Annotated in this window: 17 protein-coding genes; 14 read left to right on the forward strand and 3 right to left on the reverse strand. The window is 65.3% G+C overall.

Annotated features, from left to right (window positions below; translation table 11 throughout):
• Positions 1-278: 278 nt before the first annotated feature.
• Together nrdD and PQU96_RS15765 are read left to right on the forward strand one after the other, a co-directional pair.
• Positions 279-440 carry an anaerobic ribonucleoside-triphosphate reductase gene (gene nrdD / locus PQU96_RS15760; protein ID WP_272773356.1) on the forward strand — a complete coding sequence of 54 codons (162 nt, stop codon included), beginning with the start codon at positions 279-281 and terminating at the stop codon, positions 438-440.
• Positions 403-1128 (forward strand): anaerobic ribonucleoside-triphosphate reductase activating protein, encoded by a 726-nt coding sequence (locus PQU96_RS15765; protein ID WP_272773357.1) that lies wholly within the window; start codon positions 403-405, stop codon positions 1126-1128. The genes nrdD and PQU96_RS15765 overlap by 38 nt, the downstream gene beginning before the upstream one ends.
• Positions 1129-1345: 217 nt before the next feature.
• Here the strand turns inward: PQU96_RS15765 and PQU96_RS15770 are convergent, their stop codons facing one another.
• Positions 1346-1549: a cold-shock protein gene (locus PQU96_RS15770; RefSeq protein ID WP_047966568.1), complete on the reverse strand. Its 204-nt coding sequence runs from the start codon at positions 1547-1549 to the stop codon at positions 1346-1348.
• A 516-nt stretch (positions 1550-2065) separates the two neighbouring features.
• Between PQU96_RS15770 and PQU96_RS15775 the strand changes: the two genes are divergently transcribed.
• The 7 genes from PQU96_RS15775 (at position 2066) to PQU96_RS15805 (ending at position 7576) form a co-directional block, all read left to right on the forward strand.
• Positions 2066-3019, forward strand: coding sequence for a Bug family tripartite tricarboxylate transporter substrate binding protein (locus tag PQU96_RS15775; protein WP_272773358.1), 954 nt, complete (start codon positions 2066-2068; stop codon positions 3017-3019).
• A 3-nt stretch (positions 3020-3022) separates the two neighbouring features.
• Positions 3023-3538: a tripartite tricarboxylate transporter TctB family protein gene (locus PQU96_RS15780; RefSeq protein ID WP_272773359.1), complete on the forward strand. Its 516-nt coding sequence runs from the start codon at positions 3023-3025 to the stop codon at positions 3536-3538.
• A complete protein-coding gene (locus PQU96_RS15785) occupies positions 3539-5047 on the forward strand; it encodes a tripartite tricarboxylate transporter permease (RefSeq protein ID WP_272773360.1) in 1509 nt (502 codons plus the stop codon).
• Positions 5048-5127: 80 nt separating this feature from the next.
• Positions 5128-5862: a TerC family protein gene (locus PQU96_RS15790; RefSeq protein ID WP_272773361.1), complete on the forward strand. Its 735-nt coding sequence runs from the start codon at positions 5128-5130 to the stop codon at positions 5860-5862.
• 12 nt (positions 5863-5874) lie between these two features.
• The gene (locus PQU96_RS15795) at positions 5875-6303 is read left to right on the forward strand and encodes a universal stress protein (protein WP_272773362.1); all 429 of its coding nucleotides are present in this window, start codon (positions 5875-5877) and stop codon (positions 6301-6303) included.
• A 163-nt stretch (positions 6304-6466) separates the two neighbouring features.
• Positions 6467-7006, forward strand: coding sequence for a DUF1523 family protein (locus PQU96_RS15800; protein WP_272773363.1), 540 nt, complete (start codon positions 6467-6469; stop codon positions 7004-7006).
• A gap of 39 nt (positions 7007-7045) precedes the next feature.
• Entirely contained in the window at positions 7046-7576 is a 531-nt protein-coding gene (locus PQU96_RS15805) for a DinB family protein (RefSeq protein ID WP_272773364.1), read from the forward strand.
• Positions 7577-7641: 65 nt separating this feature from the next.
• On the opposite strand, the gene xth is transcribed toward PQU96_RS15805, so the two are convergent.
• On the reverse strand, positions 7642-8412 hold the full coding sequence (xth, locus tag PQU96_RS15810; RefSeq protein WP_272773365.1) for an exodeoxyribonuclease III: 771 nt from the start codon (positions 8410-8412) through the stop codon (positions 7642-7644).
• A 255-nt stretch (positions 8413-8667) separates the two neighbouring features.
• On the opposite strand from xth, the gene PQU96_RS15815 reads away from it, so the two are divergent.
• Together PQU96_RS15815 and PQU96_RS15820 are read left to right on the forward strand one after the other, a co-directional pair.
• Positions 8668-8850: a hypothetical protein gene (locus tag PQU96_RS15815; protein WP_147424464.1), complete on the forward strand. Its 183-nt coding sequence runs from the start codon at positions 8668-8670 to the stop codon at positions 8848-8850.
• Positions 8851-9064: 214 nt separating this feature from the next.
• Positions 9065-9685 carry a LysE family translocator gene (locus tag PQU96_RS15820; protein ID WP_272773366.1) on the forward strand — a complete coding sequence of 207 codons (621 nt, stop codon included), beginning with the start codon at positions 9065-9067 and terminating at the stop codon, positions 9683-9685.
• A 186-nt stretch (positions 9686-9871) separates the two neighbouring features.
• Here the strand turns inward: PQU96_RS15820 and PQU96_RS15825 are convergent, their stop codons facing one another.
• Positions 9872-10852, reverse strand: coding sequence for a Bug family tripartite tricarboxylate transporter substrate binding protein (locus PQU96_RS15825; RefSeq protein ID WP_272773367.1), 981 nt, complete (start codon positions 10850-10852; stop codon positions 9872-9874).
• Positions 10853-11039: 187 nt separating this feature from the next.
• Between PQU96_RS15825 and PQU96_RS15830 the strand changes: the two genes are divergently transcribed.
• The 3 genes from PQU96_RS15830 (at position 11040) to PQU96_RS15840 (ending at position 13662) form a co-directional block, all read left to right on the forward strand.
• A complete protein-coding gene (locus tag PQU96_RS15830; RefSeq protein ID WP_272773368.1) occupies positions 11040-11714 on the forward strand; it encodes a response regulator in 675 nt (224 codons plus the stop codon).
• Positions 11704-13140, forward strand: coding sequence for a sensor histidine kinase (locus PQU96_RS15835; protein WP_272773369.1), 1437 nt, complete (start codon positions 11704-11706; stop codon positions 13138-13140). The genes PQU96_RS15830 and PQU96_RS15835 overlap by 11 nt, the downstream gene beginning before the upstream one ends.
• Positions 13141-13356: 216 nt before the next feature.
• Positions 13357-13662: a hypothetical protein gene (locus tag PQU96_RS15840; RefSeq protein ID WP_272773370.1), complete on the forward strand. Its 306-nt coding sequence runs from the start codon at positions 13357-13359 to the stop codon at positions 13660-13662.
• Positions 13663-14054 lie beyond the last annotated feature (392 nt).

Below are 14054 nucleotides of genomic sequence, written 5' to 3' on the forward strand. Positions count from 1 at the left end.
GGTGTGCCTTGAGCACGCTAGCCCGATCAGGACAGGACGCGCGAATAGCCCATCATGGCCCGAGCCGCGAGGCTCAGCATAGAGGCCGGATATACGTGAGCAGTCGTACCTCCACGCCAGAGACGTTGATGCTTGCAAGCCGGGAGGAGTCCATATACGGATAAGCCGCAGGCGCATCCGGGGATGGCAAGCAGTTCCCCCGGATGCGCTGCGCTTATCCGGGCGACGAACAGACGATACCCACCGCCGCCATGCGGCCAACCTTGAAAGGAAACACCATGCAACAGCAGCAAACCATCGAACTCAAGGACGAAGAGCGCACCCGTTGCGAGGTATGGACCCGGGTGATGGGCTACCACCGCCCGGTAGCCTCGTTCAACACCGGCAAGCAGGGTGAATTCCATGAACGCCGCCACTTCGACGAACAGCGCGCCGGCTGAGCGCGCCCGCATCGGCGGCTGGCAGCCGTTCTCCACCTGCGACTGGCCGGGCCGGCTGGCCGCCGTGGTGTTCCTCGCCGGCTGCCCGTGGCGCTGCGGCTACTGCCACAACCCCGAGCTGCTACAGCGCCGCCACGGCCAGCAACGTTGGCCGCAGCTGCGTGAACAGCTGCAGCGCCGCCGCGGCCTGCTGGACGGGGTAGTGTTTTCCGGCGGCGAACCACTGGCCGACCCGGCTCTGCCGGCGCTGCTGGCCGAAGTACGCGCCATGGGCTTTGCCACCGGCCTGCACAGCGGCGGTGCCTACCCCGACCGCCTGCAGCGCGTGCTGCCGCTCTTGGACTGGGTCGGGCTGGATATCAAGACCCTGCCGCCACAGTACCCGGCCATCACCGCGGTGGCCGGCAGCGGCGAACGGGCCGAGACCAGCCTCGCGCTGCTGCAAGCCAGCGGCGTCGACTACGAATGCCGCAGCACCCTGCACCCGGCGCTGCACGACGAACACACGCTGACGCAGCTGGCCGCGTGGCTCGCGCAACGCGGCGTGCGCCGCTACGCCTGGCAGCTGCTGCGCCCGGGGCCGCAACTGCCGCAGCCGTTCGCCGCCATCGCCGCAAACTGGCCGGCACCCGCGCTGCAGGCGACGGTGGCCAGCCACTTTACCCACTTTGAAGTGCGCTCCGGCTAGGCTGCGGCCAACCTAGGCCGCAGCCGCGAGCTCCTCACTGCCCGCCGCACCGGCAACCGCATGTGGCGTGACGACATGCCGATTTGCGACAACAAAAAAGCACCACGTCCGGTGGCGGACATGGTGCCGGTGTGCGCCCGCCACGGCAGTCGCGGTAACGGGCGGGAAAAACAAAAAACCCCGCCGTAGCGGGGTTTTTATCAAACGCTGTAAAAAATTACAGAGCCTGGATATTGGTGGCTTGTGGGCCTTTTTGACCCATACCTGGGGTGTAGCTGACTTTCTGGCCTTCGGTCAGCGACTTGAAGCCTTCCGAGCGCACTTCGGAGAAGTGAGCGAACAGATCGTTGCCGCCGGCATCAGGAGTGATGAAGCCAAAGCCTTTTGCATCGTTAAACCATTTAACGGTACCAGTTTCCATTTTTAATTCCTTTAAAACGAGATTGACGGGCAATTGCCCAGGTGCATGACGATCAAGGAATCAAACCGGTAACAATGACGTGCCGCTTTTGAGGTGGATCAACGATGTCGCAAGCAATCTGCTGCTTGAAGGTCCTGCCAGCACAGTTATACGCAGCATCCCTCCCCCGGTCAACGATTAATTGAATTTATTTTTGTTTTACCATCAATAAATCCCATAAAAGCCCGCATACCCCGCTCGACGCCCTGCCCGCACAGCATTCGCCCCAGCCACCGGTGCGCTCCAGCCACGGTTGCCCACGCGCCGGCAGCACTCCGGCGGGCACCGCACACGGCTTGCGGCGCTGAAAGCTAGTTGAAAGCTTGCCCCCCCTATAATTTGCTCGCACCACTGAGCTGGCGTCTCCTGCACGGCAGGCAACGCCGGGGCGCAGCGGATGCAAAGGGTGAGGAGCCAAGCTTCCACCGATGCCATCCCGGCATACACAACAAGACGCAACACTCCGGAGATTACACAATGAAACTGTCGAAACTGTTCGTAAGCTGCCTGCTGGCAGTCACCCCGTTTGTCGCCCAGGCCCAGGTTGAGCAATTCAAGATCATGGCGCCGGCCAACCCTGGTGGCGGCTTTGACACCGTAGCCCGTACCCTCGGCGAAGCGCTGCAGGCTTCCGGCCAGGTCAAGAGCGTGGTGGTCGAGAACAAGGCCGGCGCCGGTGGTGCCATCGGCATGGCACAGTTCGTCAATAACGAAAAAGGTAACCCCAACGCGCTGCTGGTGGCCGGTGCCGTCACCGTAGGCGCACTGGAAACCAACAAGTCGCCGGTCAACTTCGGCATGGTGACGCCGATCTCGCGCCTGATGGGTGAGTTCAACGTGATCGTGGTGCCGACCGCCTCGCCGTTCAAGAACCTGAAAGACCTGATGGCCGCCTACAAGGCGAAGCCGGGTGCGGTGAGCATCGGCGGCGGCTCGGCCGGTGGTATCGACCACATCATGGCCAGCCTGATGTCGGAAAAAGCCGGCGTTGATCCCGACAAGCTGAACTACATCCCGTTCGCCGGTGGTGGCGAGGGCAAGGCCGCCATCCTGGGTAACCAGATCTCCGCCTACATCAGCGGCTACGGCGAACTGGCCGACCTGATCAAGGCCGGCAAGGTGCGCGCACTGGGCATCTCTGCCTCCACCCGCAACGCCGACATCCCGGTTCCGACCATGCGCGAGCAGGGCACCGATGTGGTGGTGTACAACTGGCGTGGCGTGTTCGGCGCCCCGGGCATCACCCCGGCCCAGCGCAACGAGCTGATCAAGATGGTGGAAACCGCGGTCAAGTCGCCAAGCTGGAAAGCCAAGGCCGAGAAGATGGAGTGGATGGACATGCTGCAAAGCGGCGACAGCTTCAAGTCCTTCCTCGCCGAGGAAACCAAGCGCACCGCAGTCACCGTCAAGAAACTGAAGCTGGGTAACTAAGCCATGATCAAGCGCGTAACCGGCGAGCAGCTGCTCGCCATCGGGATCATCCTGATCGGCCTGGTGATGGCCTGGCAGATCGGCGATATCCCTGAGGAGGCCGGTTATGCCGGCATCGGTCCGCGCTTCTTTCCTTCGCTGGTGGTGGCCGGCCTGATCGTTGCCGGGGGCGCGTTGCTGATGCAGCGCCGCCACCGTAACGGGCCGGACACCATCCTCAGCGATGGCGAAGACGACACGGAACAACTGGAAGCGGAAGAAGCCGCCGCCCGCGGCGAGGCCAACTGGCACATGTTCATCATCGCCAGCGGCAGCCTGATCGCCCACATGGCGCTGATCAACCTGGCCGGCTTCACCCTGGCCGGCACCTTCCTCTGTTTCGGCATCTGCCGCGCACTGGAAACCCGCCGTCCGGCGCTGGATCTGCTGCTGTCCTTCCTGCTGGCCCTTGGCCTGTTTCACCTGTTCAAGACCCTGGGGCTGAACCTGCCAGCCCTGTTGCCGGGGGGAGTACTGTAAATGGAATCATTGAATGCCTTGTTCAGTCTGGGCTTTGCCACCGCGCTGACGCCGGCCAACCTGCTGTGGGCGCTGCTGGGCTGCACGCTCGGCACCGCCATCGGCGTGCTGCCCGGCGTCGGCCCGGCGGTGACCGTGGCGCTGCTGCTGCCGGTCACGCAAAGCGTAGATCCAACCGGTGCGCTGATCATGCTGGCCGGCGTCTACTATGGCGCCATGTTCGGCGGCTCCACCACCTCCATCCTGCTCAACACTCCCGGTGAAGCCGGCTCCATCGTGTCGGCGCTGGAAGGCAACAAGATGGCCAAGATGGGGCGTGCCGGTCCGGCGCTGTCCACCGCCGCCATCGGCTCCTTCATCGCCGGCTCCATCGCCACCGTACTGCTGACACTGCTGGCGCCGGTGCTGGCCGGCTTCGCGCTGCAGCTTGGGCCGGTGGAAACCTTCTCGCTGATGATGCTGACCTTCGCCGCGGTCTCCATGGTGTTGGGCAACTCGCCGCTGAAGGGGAGCATCGCCTTGCTCTTGGGTCTGGGCATGGGCCTGATCGGCATCGAGGGCCAGTCGGGGCAGTCGCGCTTCACCTTCGGCCTGCTGCCGCTGATCGACGGCATCGACATCGTGGTGGTGGCGATGGGCCTGTTCGCGGTGGGCGAGACGCTGTACACCGCCACCTACGAGAACAATATCGTTGGCCGCATCGAGTCGCTGAAGGGCAGCTTCTGGATGAGCAAGGACGACTGGAAGCGCTCGTGGAAACCGTGGCTGCGCGGCACCGCCATCGGCTTCCCGTTCGGCACCATTCCAGCCGGCGGTACCGAGCTGCCGACCTTCCTGTCCTATTCGATGGAGAAGAAACTGGCCAGCCCGTCGGCACAGAAGGAATTCGGCAAGGGCGCCATCGAGGGCGTGGCCGGTCCGGAAGCGGCCAACAACGCCGCCGTCACCGGCACCCTGGTACCGCTGCTGACACTGGGCATCCCGACCTCGGCCACCGCCGCGATCATGCTGTCCGCGTTCCAGCAGTACAACATCGTGCCCGGCCCGCTGCTGTTCGATACCAACCCGGAACTGGTGTGGGGCCTGATCGCCTCGCTGTACATCGGCAACGTGATGCTGCTGGTGCTGAACCTGCCGCTGGTCGGCCTGTGGGTGCAATTCCTGAAGGTGCCGCGCCCGCTGCTCTATGGCGGCATCATCGTGCTGGCCACCATGGGCGCCTACGCGCTTCGCCAGAGCTGGTTCGACCTGATGCTGCTCTATATAATCGGCGTCTTGGGCTTCCTGATGCGACGCTTCGACTTCCCGGTGGTGCCACTGGTGGTCGGCCTGATCGTCGGGCCGATGGCGGAGAAACACTTCCGCCGCGCGATGTCGATCAACGAAGGCGACCTGACCGTGTTCCTGACGCACCCGATCTCGCTGCTCATCCTGCTGGTCACCGCTGCCATCCTGGTGGTGCCGCCGCTGATGAAACGCCGCCAGGCGCTGCTGGACGGCGCACGTTAAACCACACCTCCCGGGACACCTGGCGCTCTGCTGGCCAGGTGTCCTTTTAATTGACATTTTCACTGCACGAGGACAACACAATGCCGGAGATCCTGTTTGAAAGCTCCTTCTGGCTGGCGGTGCTGCAGATCATCGCCATCGACATCCTGCTCGGCGGCGACAACGCGGTCGTGATCGCGCTGGCCTGCCGCAAGCTGCCGGAAGAACAACGCCGCCGCGGCATCTTCTGGGGCGTGGCCGGCGCCATCGCCCTGCGCGTGGTACTGATCTTCTTCGCGCTGCAACTGCTGGCGCTGCCGTATCTGAAGGTGGTCGGCGCGCTGCTGCTGCTGTGGATCGGCATCAAGCTGCTGCAGCCGGAAGACGACGACGCCCACGGCAATATCGAGGGCAGCACCCACCTGTGGGGCGCCATCAAGACCATCATCATCGCCGACGCGGTGATGAGCCTGGACAACGTGATCGCCGTGGCCGGTGCCGCCAAGGGTCACCTCGGCATGGTGGTGTTCGGCATCGTGATCAGCATCCCGATCATCGTGTGGGGCAGCAAGTTCGTGCTCAAGCTGATGGACCGCTTCCCGATCGTGATCACCTTCGGTGCCGCGCTGCTGGGCTGGATCGCCGGCGACATGGTGACCGGCGACGTGGTGGTGAAACCGTATCTGGTCGACGCACCAGGCTGGCTGCACTACGTCAGCGCCGCGGCAGGTGCCGTCTTCGTGGTGGCGACCGGCAAGTTCCTTGCCAGCCGCAAGACCGCCGCCGCCGCGCCGCTGCACGAGATTCCGCTGGCCGCCAACAAAGACCACAGCTAAGAAAGGGACACCATGAGCACCCGTATCCTGATTCCGGTAGACGGCTCGGCGCACGCGCTGCGCGCGGTAGAACACGCGCTGCAACTGGCCAAACTCAACCCGGCACTGGAACTGCACCTGCTGAACGTGCAGATCCCGGTCGAATCCGGCCACGTGCGCCTGTTTGTCGGCCACGACCAGCTGGAAGACTACTACCGCGAGGAAGGGCTCGCCGCACTGCAAACGGCGGGCGCTCTGCTGCAGCAGGCCGGCCAGGCCTACCAGCAGCACATCGCGGTCGGCCACATCGCCGACACCATCACCCGCTACGCGCAGGAGATGGCGTTCAGCCAGATCATCATCGGCTCGCACGGCCGCAGCGGCCTCGGCCTGCTGCTGCTGGGCTCGGTGGCCACCGACGTGCTGCACCAGTCGAAGGTGCCGGTGACCGTGATCAAGTAAGCCACGCGCCACACCGCGACAGCGGCTTTCATCCCGGCCCCGCGCCGGCGGTGAAAGCCGCTTTTTCATGGCCGGCACGCTTGCGGCCAACCTTGCCGCCGTGTACAGCCGCCGCGGGCAGCCCGTAGAATGATGGCATCCCTTGCCCTCCGGAACCGCCACCATGCGCCGCAAACTCCGCAACTTCGGCCTCGCCCTGCTGGCGCTGCTCGCCCTGTCCGGCAGCGCACTGCTGGACTACTACCTGCCGGAACACAGCATCACCACCATCACCGGTGTCGAGGTCAAGCTGGCGGACAAGGACGGCCCGGTCAGCCGTCAGAACCCGCCCGACCAGCCGGTGCGCGACATGTACCTGATCTACACCCAGCACGCCATCGACGACGTGCGCGTGTACCGCAACGAGGACACCGGCTGGGGCTGGCCGTTCTACTTCAAGTTCGACGCCTCCGACGTGCAGGCCACCGCCAACGCGCTGGCCAACGCCCGGCAGCCGGCCTACCTCACCAGCTACGGCTGGCGCATCAACATGCTGTCGTTGTACCCCAACGTCACCGCCGTCCGCCTCGCCACCACAGGAGAATCCACCTGGAGCTTTTTCCGCTGGTTCTGGTTCGCGTTGTGGTTCGCCCTGCTCGCCGCCGCCGGCTGGGGCCTGCTGCGCGTGACACGCCGCCAGCCGGACGACACGCTGCCCGGCTAGACCGGCGCCCCACCGACCGCCATCAACCTAGGAGACGACATGATCAACTGCGACTATGTACGGCACATGGCCCGTTACAACCGCTGGATGAACGACAAGCTGTACGCCGTCGCCGGCACGCTGCCGCAAACGGCGCTGGACGCCGAACGCGGTGCCTTTTTCGGCTCGATCAGCGGCACGCTCAACCATCTCTTGGTCGCCGACACCATCTGGCTGAAGCGGCTGGCGGCGCATCCGGCCGGCTTTGCCTGCCTTGAGACGCTGCGCGACATCGCGATGCCGGCGCGGCTGGACTTGCCGCTGGCCGACGGCTTTGCCGCGCTACAGGCGCGGCGCCGGGAGCTGGATGCGCTAATCCTGCAGTGGAGCCTGGAGCTGACGCCGGCCGCGCTAGGCCAGGTGCTGGACTACCACAATATGCGTGGCGAAGCGCAAAGCAGACCGCTGCCCGAGGTGCTGATGCACCTGTTCAACCACCAGACCCACCACCGCGGCCAGGTCACCACCCTGCTGGCGCAGCTCGGGCTGGATGTCGGCGCCACCGACCTGATCGCGATGCCCGCCGCCTGAACGGCATTGCGGCCAACCTTGGACAAGGTTGGCCGCAATGCTCGGTGCCGGACGGGTACGCGCTCTCAGGCCAGCGTGACCACCACCGGGGTGTGGTCCGACGGGCGCTCCCACTTGCGAGGCGCCTTGTCGATCACGCAGGCACTGGCGCGCGCCTTCAGGCTGTCGCTGATCAGGATATGGTCGATGCGTACGCCCATATTGCGACGGAACATCATCGCGCGGTAATCCCACCAGCTGTACTGCTTGTCCTCGTCGTTGAACAGGCGGAAGCTGTCGGCCAGCCCCATGCCGATCAGACGGCGGAAGCTGTCGCGCTCCGGCGTGGTGCACAGCACCTGCTCGCGCCAGCCCTCCGGGTCGTACACGTCGCGGTCTTCCGGCGCGATGTTGTAGTCGCCCAGCAGCGCGAAATCGCGGTGCACCGCCAGCTCACTGGCAACGTAGCGCTCCAGCTCGGCCAGCCACTGCAGCTTGTACTGGTACTTAGGCGACTCCACCGACTCGCCGTTGACGAAGTAGGCGCACACCACGCGCACGCCGTCCACGGTGGCGGCGATCACGCGGCGCTGCTCGTCGTCGTAACCGGGGATGCCGGCCACCACGTCGCCGAGGCTGCAGCCGTTCTTCACCAGGATGGCGACGCCGTTATAGGTCTTCTGCCCGAACCACGCCGCCTGGTAGCCGGCGGCCTCGATCTCGGCCAGCGGGAATACCGGGTGGTCCATCTTCAGCTCCTGCAGGCACAACACCTCGATCGGGTTGTCGGCCAGCCATTGCAGCACCTGCGGCAGGCGCACTTTCAGCGAGTTGACGTTCCAGGTGGCAAGACGCATAGCGAGGCTCCTCATTGATTGCAGCCCGCCACCTTAGCGTGCCGGCCGCGGGCTGGCAAACCGCGTCCGGCCGCCCTCGCCGGATGGCGCGCCAATGATTAATATTCCAAACACAAAAAGGCCAAAAAAAGCGGCAAGTGGCTGTTTTTTGCCGAACCGTGTTTAAACAAATAAACAACAGCCACCGCATGCCGATTTGCCAAGCCCGCTCGCGGCCGCCTAGAATGGTTCCGTTATCGTAACCGGATGTCCAAATTGTCGTTCAATTCCAAACAACTGCCGCAGTCCGCCGTCGCCATCTGTCCGACGCTGCACCCGCAACGCAACCGCCTGGCGCCGATCGCGCAGAGCTTTGCCATGCGTACTCCCACCTTCCGTCATCGCGACACCCTGCACGCCGCTGCCCAGCCGGACACCCAGTCCGAGCCGCCCCGTTAGCTTCCCGCCGCTGTTCGCCGCCGTACTTCCCCGCTGATTTGATGTCGTAAACGCGCAGTACCCGCGCCCCGCGCCCGTACTGTGCCTGTCGCCCGCTGCCGCCCTTGCCGCACGGTGATGCCGTCACGCCGCCTGCCTGCGCCTGTTCCCTGCGCCAGCTGCGGCTGTCCCGGTGTTGCCGCCACCGGCCGGGCCGCGGGTCAAGGATGTTGCAATGGAATTCCATAACTGGTTGATGTACCTCGGCACCATCGTGCTGTTGATGGCGGCGCCTGGCCCGGCGCCCTTGCTGACCCTGTCGCACGGCGCGCAGCACGGTGCTCGTGGCGGCATTCCCAATGCGCTGGGCTTTTCCGCCGGCGCACTGCTGCTGATGGTGCTGTCGGCGCTGGGCATCAGCGCGCTGCTGCTGACCTCGCCCTCCGCGTTCAACGTGGTGAAGCTGCTCGGCGCCGGCTATCTGGTGTGGCTGGGGGTGGCGCTGTGGCGCAAGCCGTTCAGCATCGGCGGCGGCACTGGCGGTGCGCCGGCCAGCAAGCTGTGGAGCGGTTTCCGTCCCGCCTTTCTGCTGGCGATCAGCAACCCGGAGGACACCGTGTTCTTCAGCGCGCTGCTGCCGCGCTTTCTCGATCCGCAACAGCAGCTGTGGCCGCAATACGCGGTGATGGCCGTCACCTGGGTGGTGGCCGACCTGGTCGTTGCCGTGCTGCTGGCCGCCGCCGGTGGCCGGCTGGGCCTGTGGCTGGCCTGCGGCCAACGTTTGCAACGCTTCTCGCGCACCTCCGGCGGCCTGTTCGTGGTGGCCGGCGTGACGCTGGCCGCGATGCAGCACTGACGCACCAAAAAGAATGCCCCCGCTTGCGGCGGGGGCCAACGTCTAGTTCTTTCACTGCATGCAACCTCGGGTAGGAGCACCCCCTCCCGTCACAAGTTCCGCCGCCGCCGCATAAAAAAATCCACGCCGGTCAGGCGTGGAAAAAGAGAGTACTACGTGGATCCGGTGGCAAGCGCCGGCAGGCGCTCACAATGTCTGGTACACCAGCCCGAACTGGGTGGCGATCTTGCGGTATTCCTTCACCTGGCGTTTGACGTAGGCGTCCATCTGCGCGCCGGTGAGGCTGAACGGGAACAGGTCGTAGCCCTCGCGCAGGCGCGCGAACTGCGGCGTCGCCATCACCTTGCGGAAGCTCGTTTCCCAGTAGGCGTAATCGGCGGCCGACACCTTCGGCCCGACATAGAAACCGCGGATGATCGGCCACACGATGTCGAAGCCCTGCTCGCGCGCGGTGGGAATGCCGGACAGCCGGCCCGGCAGGCGCTTGTCCGACATCACCGCCAGCACGCGGATCTTGCGCTGGTCCAGCTGCGGCATCACCTCGCTGAGATCGCCGGACGCGGCCTGGATGTGGCCGCCGAGCAGCGCGGTGGTGGTCTCGCCGCCGCCCTCGAACGCGACGTAGCGCATCTGCTGGTAGCTGACCCCGGCCTGACGCGCGATCAGCACCGTCTTGATCCAGTCCTGGCTGCCGACGGTGCCGCCGGCGCCGAACACGATCTCGTTCGGGTTCGCCTTCACCGCCGCCACCAGCTGTTTCAGGTTCCGGTACGGCGAATCGGCGCGCACCGCGATCATGCCGTAGTCGGCGCCAACACCGGCCAGCCAGCGCACGTCGTTGACGTCGTACTTGCCGAACTTGCCCTGCGCCAGGTTCAGCAGCGAGCCGCCGGAAAAGGCGACGATGATGTTGCCGTCCGCCGGACGCTGCGCCACCACGGTGTTGTAGGCCACCGCGCCGATGCCGCCCGGCATGTAGCTGATGCGCAGCGGGCGCGTCAGCAGCTTGCTGTCGTTCAGCGCCGCGCGCGCCAGCTTGCAGGTCAGGTCGAAGCCGCCGCCGGGCCGCGCCGGGGCGATGCATTCCGGGTCTTCCGGCTCCGCCGCCGCGCCCAGCGACACCAGCAGCAGCGCGCCGGCCAGCACGGCCATACCGCATCTCGCCATGATGTTGTTTCTCCTCATTATTCCGTTCGCCTTGTCCGGCCCCGGCACTGGCTATTGACAGCCGCGCCGCCAGGCGCAACGCTTGTCCGGGGTTGGCGAATCACTCTCCGTATTATTGGAGACGATCATAAGCACAAGCACTTTCACCAACCTTTCACCCGGCACGCACAGAGACTAAAGAGAGAGCATGCGCATCATCCTGATAGAAGACCAGCCCGATCTCGCCCACTGGCTGGCGCGGGCGCTGACCGCCAGCGGCTACGTCGTCGACGTGATCGGTGACGGCATCGACGCCGACAACGCGCTGAAAACCGAAGAATACGACCTCGCCATCCTCGACATGAACCTGCCGCGCCTGTCCGGCGAGGCCATCCTGCAACGGCTGCGCGCCCGCCACCAAACCCTGCCGGTGCTGGTGCTCACCGCGCGCGGCGAGCTGTCGGACAAGGTCAAGGGCCTGGAAATGGGCGCCGACGACTACCTGGTCAAACCGTTCGAGCTGGACGAGCTGGAGGCACGGCTGAAAGCGCTGCTGCGCCGCCACCAGGGCCACGAAAACGCGTGGCTGCAGTGTGGCGACCTGCGCTACAGCAAGCAGCAGCAGTTCTTCGAGCTGGCCGGCAAGCTGCTGACGCTGACGCGGCGCGAACACACCGTGCTGGAGGTGCTGATCCGGCGCAAGGGCCAGCCGCTGAACCGCGAACGGCTGTTCAACCAGGTGTTCACCCTCGACGACAACGCCAACCAGGAAGCGATCGAGGTCTACATCCACCGCCTGCGCAAGAAGCTGGACGGCAGCAACGTCAGCATCACCACCCTGCGCGGCCTCGGCTACCTGCTGGAACAGCGCGATGCGCCTTGAGCAGCTGTTCAACCGCCGCAGCCTGCTCGGCAAGTTCGTGCGCTGGCTGCTGCTGCCGCTCTTGCTGCTGTGGATCATCAACACCGTGGTCGCCTACCAGATCAGCAGCGCCGCGGCCAACCTGGCCTACGACCGCACCCTGCTGGCCTCGGCGCGGGTGATCGCGGAACAGGTGATGGTACGCAACGGCAAGCTGCAGGTGGAAGTGCCCTACATCGCGCTCGACAACTTCGAGTACGACAACCGCGGCCAGATGTTCTACCGCGTCAGCGACTTCGCCGGCAACATCATCTCCGGCTACGGCGACCTGCCGCAGATGCCGAAGAACACGCCGCGCACCGAGCTGTATCCGGCGCTGGTGCACTTCCACAACGACACCTACCGCGAACGCCCGATCCGCATGGCCACCTTCTACAAGCCGCTGTACGAGGGCGGGCTGCAGGGCATGATCAAGGTCGAGGTCGCCGAAACCACCGAGGCGCGGCAGTACATGACGCACCAGGTGCTCAACTACACGCTGTGGGGCCAGGGGCTACTGGTGTTCTGCGCGCTGTGCTTCGTGTGGCTGGCGATGACGCGCATCCTGCAGCCGATCCGCCAGCTGGGCGAGGAAGTGATCCGCCGCCCGCCCGGCGACTTCAGCGACATTGAGGTCGGCACCACCCACAGCGAGCTGCTGCCGCTGGTCTCCGCCATCAACCAGTACCGCCGCCGCCTGGCGCAGCTGCTGACGCGCTACCAGCGCTTCGCCGCCGACGCCTCGCACCAGCTGCGCACCCCGCTGGCGGTGATGACCACCCAGGCCGACCACGCGCTGCGCGACGGCAGCCCGGAGGTGATGCGCGAAAGCCTCACCGAACTGAAGCAAATGCTGAAGAAGACCACCCGCCTCACCAACCAGCTGCTGCTGCTGGCCAAGATGGACTCCGGCAGCCACCAGCTGCGCCGCGACCGGCCGCAGCCGCCGTTTTCCCTGCTCGACAGCATCGAGAAGATCGTGATGGACAAACTGGCCGCCGCGCGGCGCAAGGACATCGACCTCGGCCTGGAAAACCGCTGCCGCGACCAGAACGCGCCCATCCACGGCAAGCAGATGCTGATCGAGGAAGTGCTGCTCAACCTGCTCGACAACGCGCTGCGCCACACCCCGTCCGGCGGCGTGATCACCCTGCGCCTGTACGACGCCGCCCCCGGCGGCGACCGCGGCTGCATCTTCGAGATCGAGGACAGCGGCCCCGGCATCCAGCCGGAACAGCGTGAGCAGGTGTTCGAGCGCTTCCACCAGCTGCCCGACGCCGCCCCCGGCGGCAGCGGCCTCGGCCTTGCCATCGTCAAGGACATCTGCCGCCTCCACGACATCGACATCAGCCTGCACGACGGCCCGCAACTGGGCGGCCTGCTGGTACAGCTCGCCTTCAAGCGCTGACCGCCTGCGGCCAACCCTGGCCGCAGGCCGCGCCGGCATTCGCCCCCTGACGCCCCGGCAACGGGGTAGCCAAACCGCTGTCATGCCGCCGCGTGGCAATGTCGCAACAGCCGCGCCCGCGCGCCCTCCCGCCCCGAAACAGCGCTTGAAAGTCGCCATGGATGAGCCATGCTGAATCTAGCGGCGACACGGGGTCGCCCCGGCGGGACATACGCCATGAAACGCTCTTTTCTCCTCAGCCTGCTCTTGCTAGGCATCGCCCAGCCAACCTACGCCTTCTGCGCGTCGGAAATCCTCAAGTGCGCCAGAACCGCCCCGCTGATCCTGCAACTGGAAACGGCAAACGCCGGCGACAAGAGCTTCATCCCCCCGCCGACACCCAGTTTCATCCTGGAAAGAAACGAACTGGCCGGTGGCAACAAGATCGACCTGCGCCCCAGCTGGCGACTGGACGACGACACCCGCGTATCGGTCAAGGTCAAGCGCAACCTGGTGGAACTGCGTATGAGGAAGCAGTGGTAAGCCGCCACCGCAACGCCGCGACAAGCACAAACCAGACAAGGTTGGCCGCAAGCCCGTGACGGCTCGCGGCCAACCTTGGTCATTCCATCGCGGTAAACGTTGGGCTTCGCAGGCTCAGCGTCAACCTACACTCTGCCGCCGACCTGGAAACAAGTCCCGCACAACCGTAGCCCGGATAAGCGGTAGCGCATCCGGGGACGTGAGCACATCCCCGGATGCGCCTGCGGCTTATCCGTATATGGACTCCTCCCGGCTTGCAAGCACCAACGTCTTTGGCGTGGAGGTACGACTGCTCACGTATATCCGGCCTCTATGCTGAGCCTCGCGGCTCGGGCCATGATGGGCTATTCGCGCGTCCTGTCCTGATCGGGCTAGCGTGCTCAAGGCACACC

It is taken from the genome of Vogesella margarita (assembly GCF_028548475.1).
In the GTDB taxonomy this organism is placed as follows: Bacteria; Pseudomonadota; Gammaproteobacteria; order Burkholderiales; family Chromobacteriaceae; genus Vogesella; species Vogesella margarita.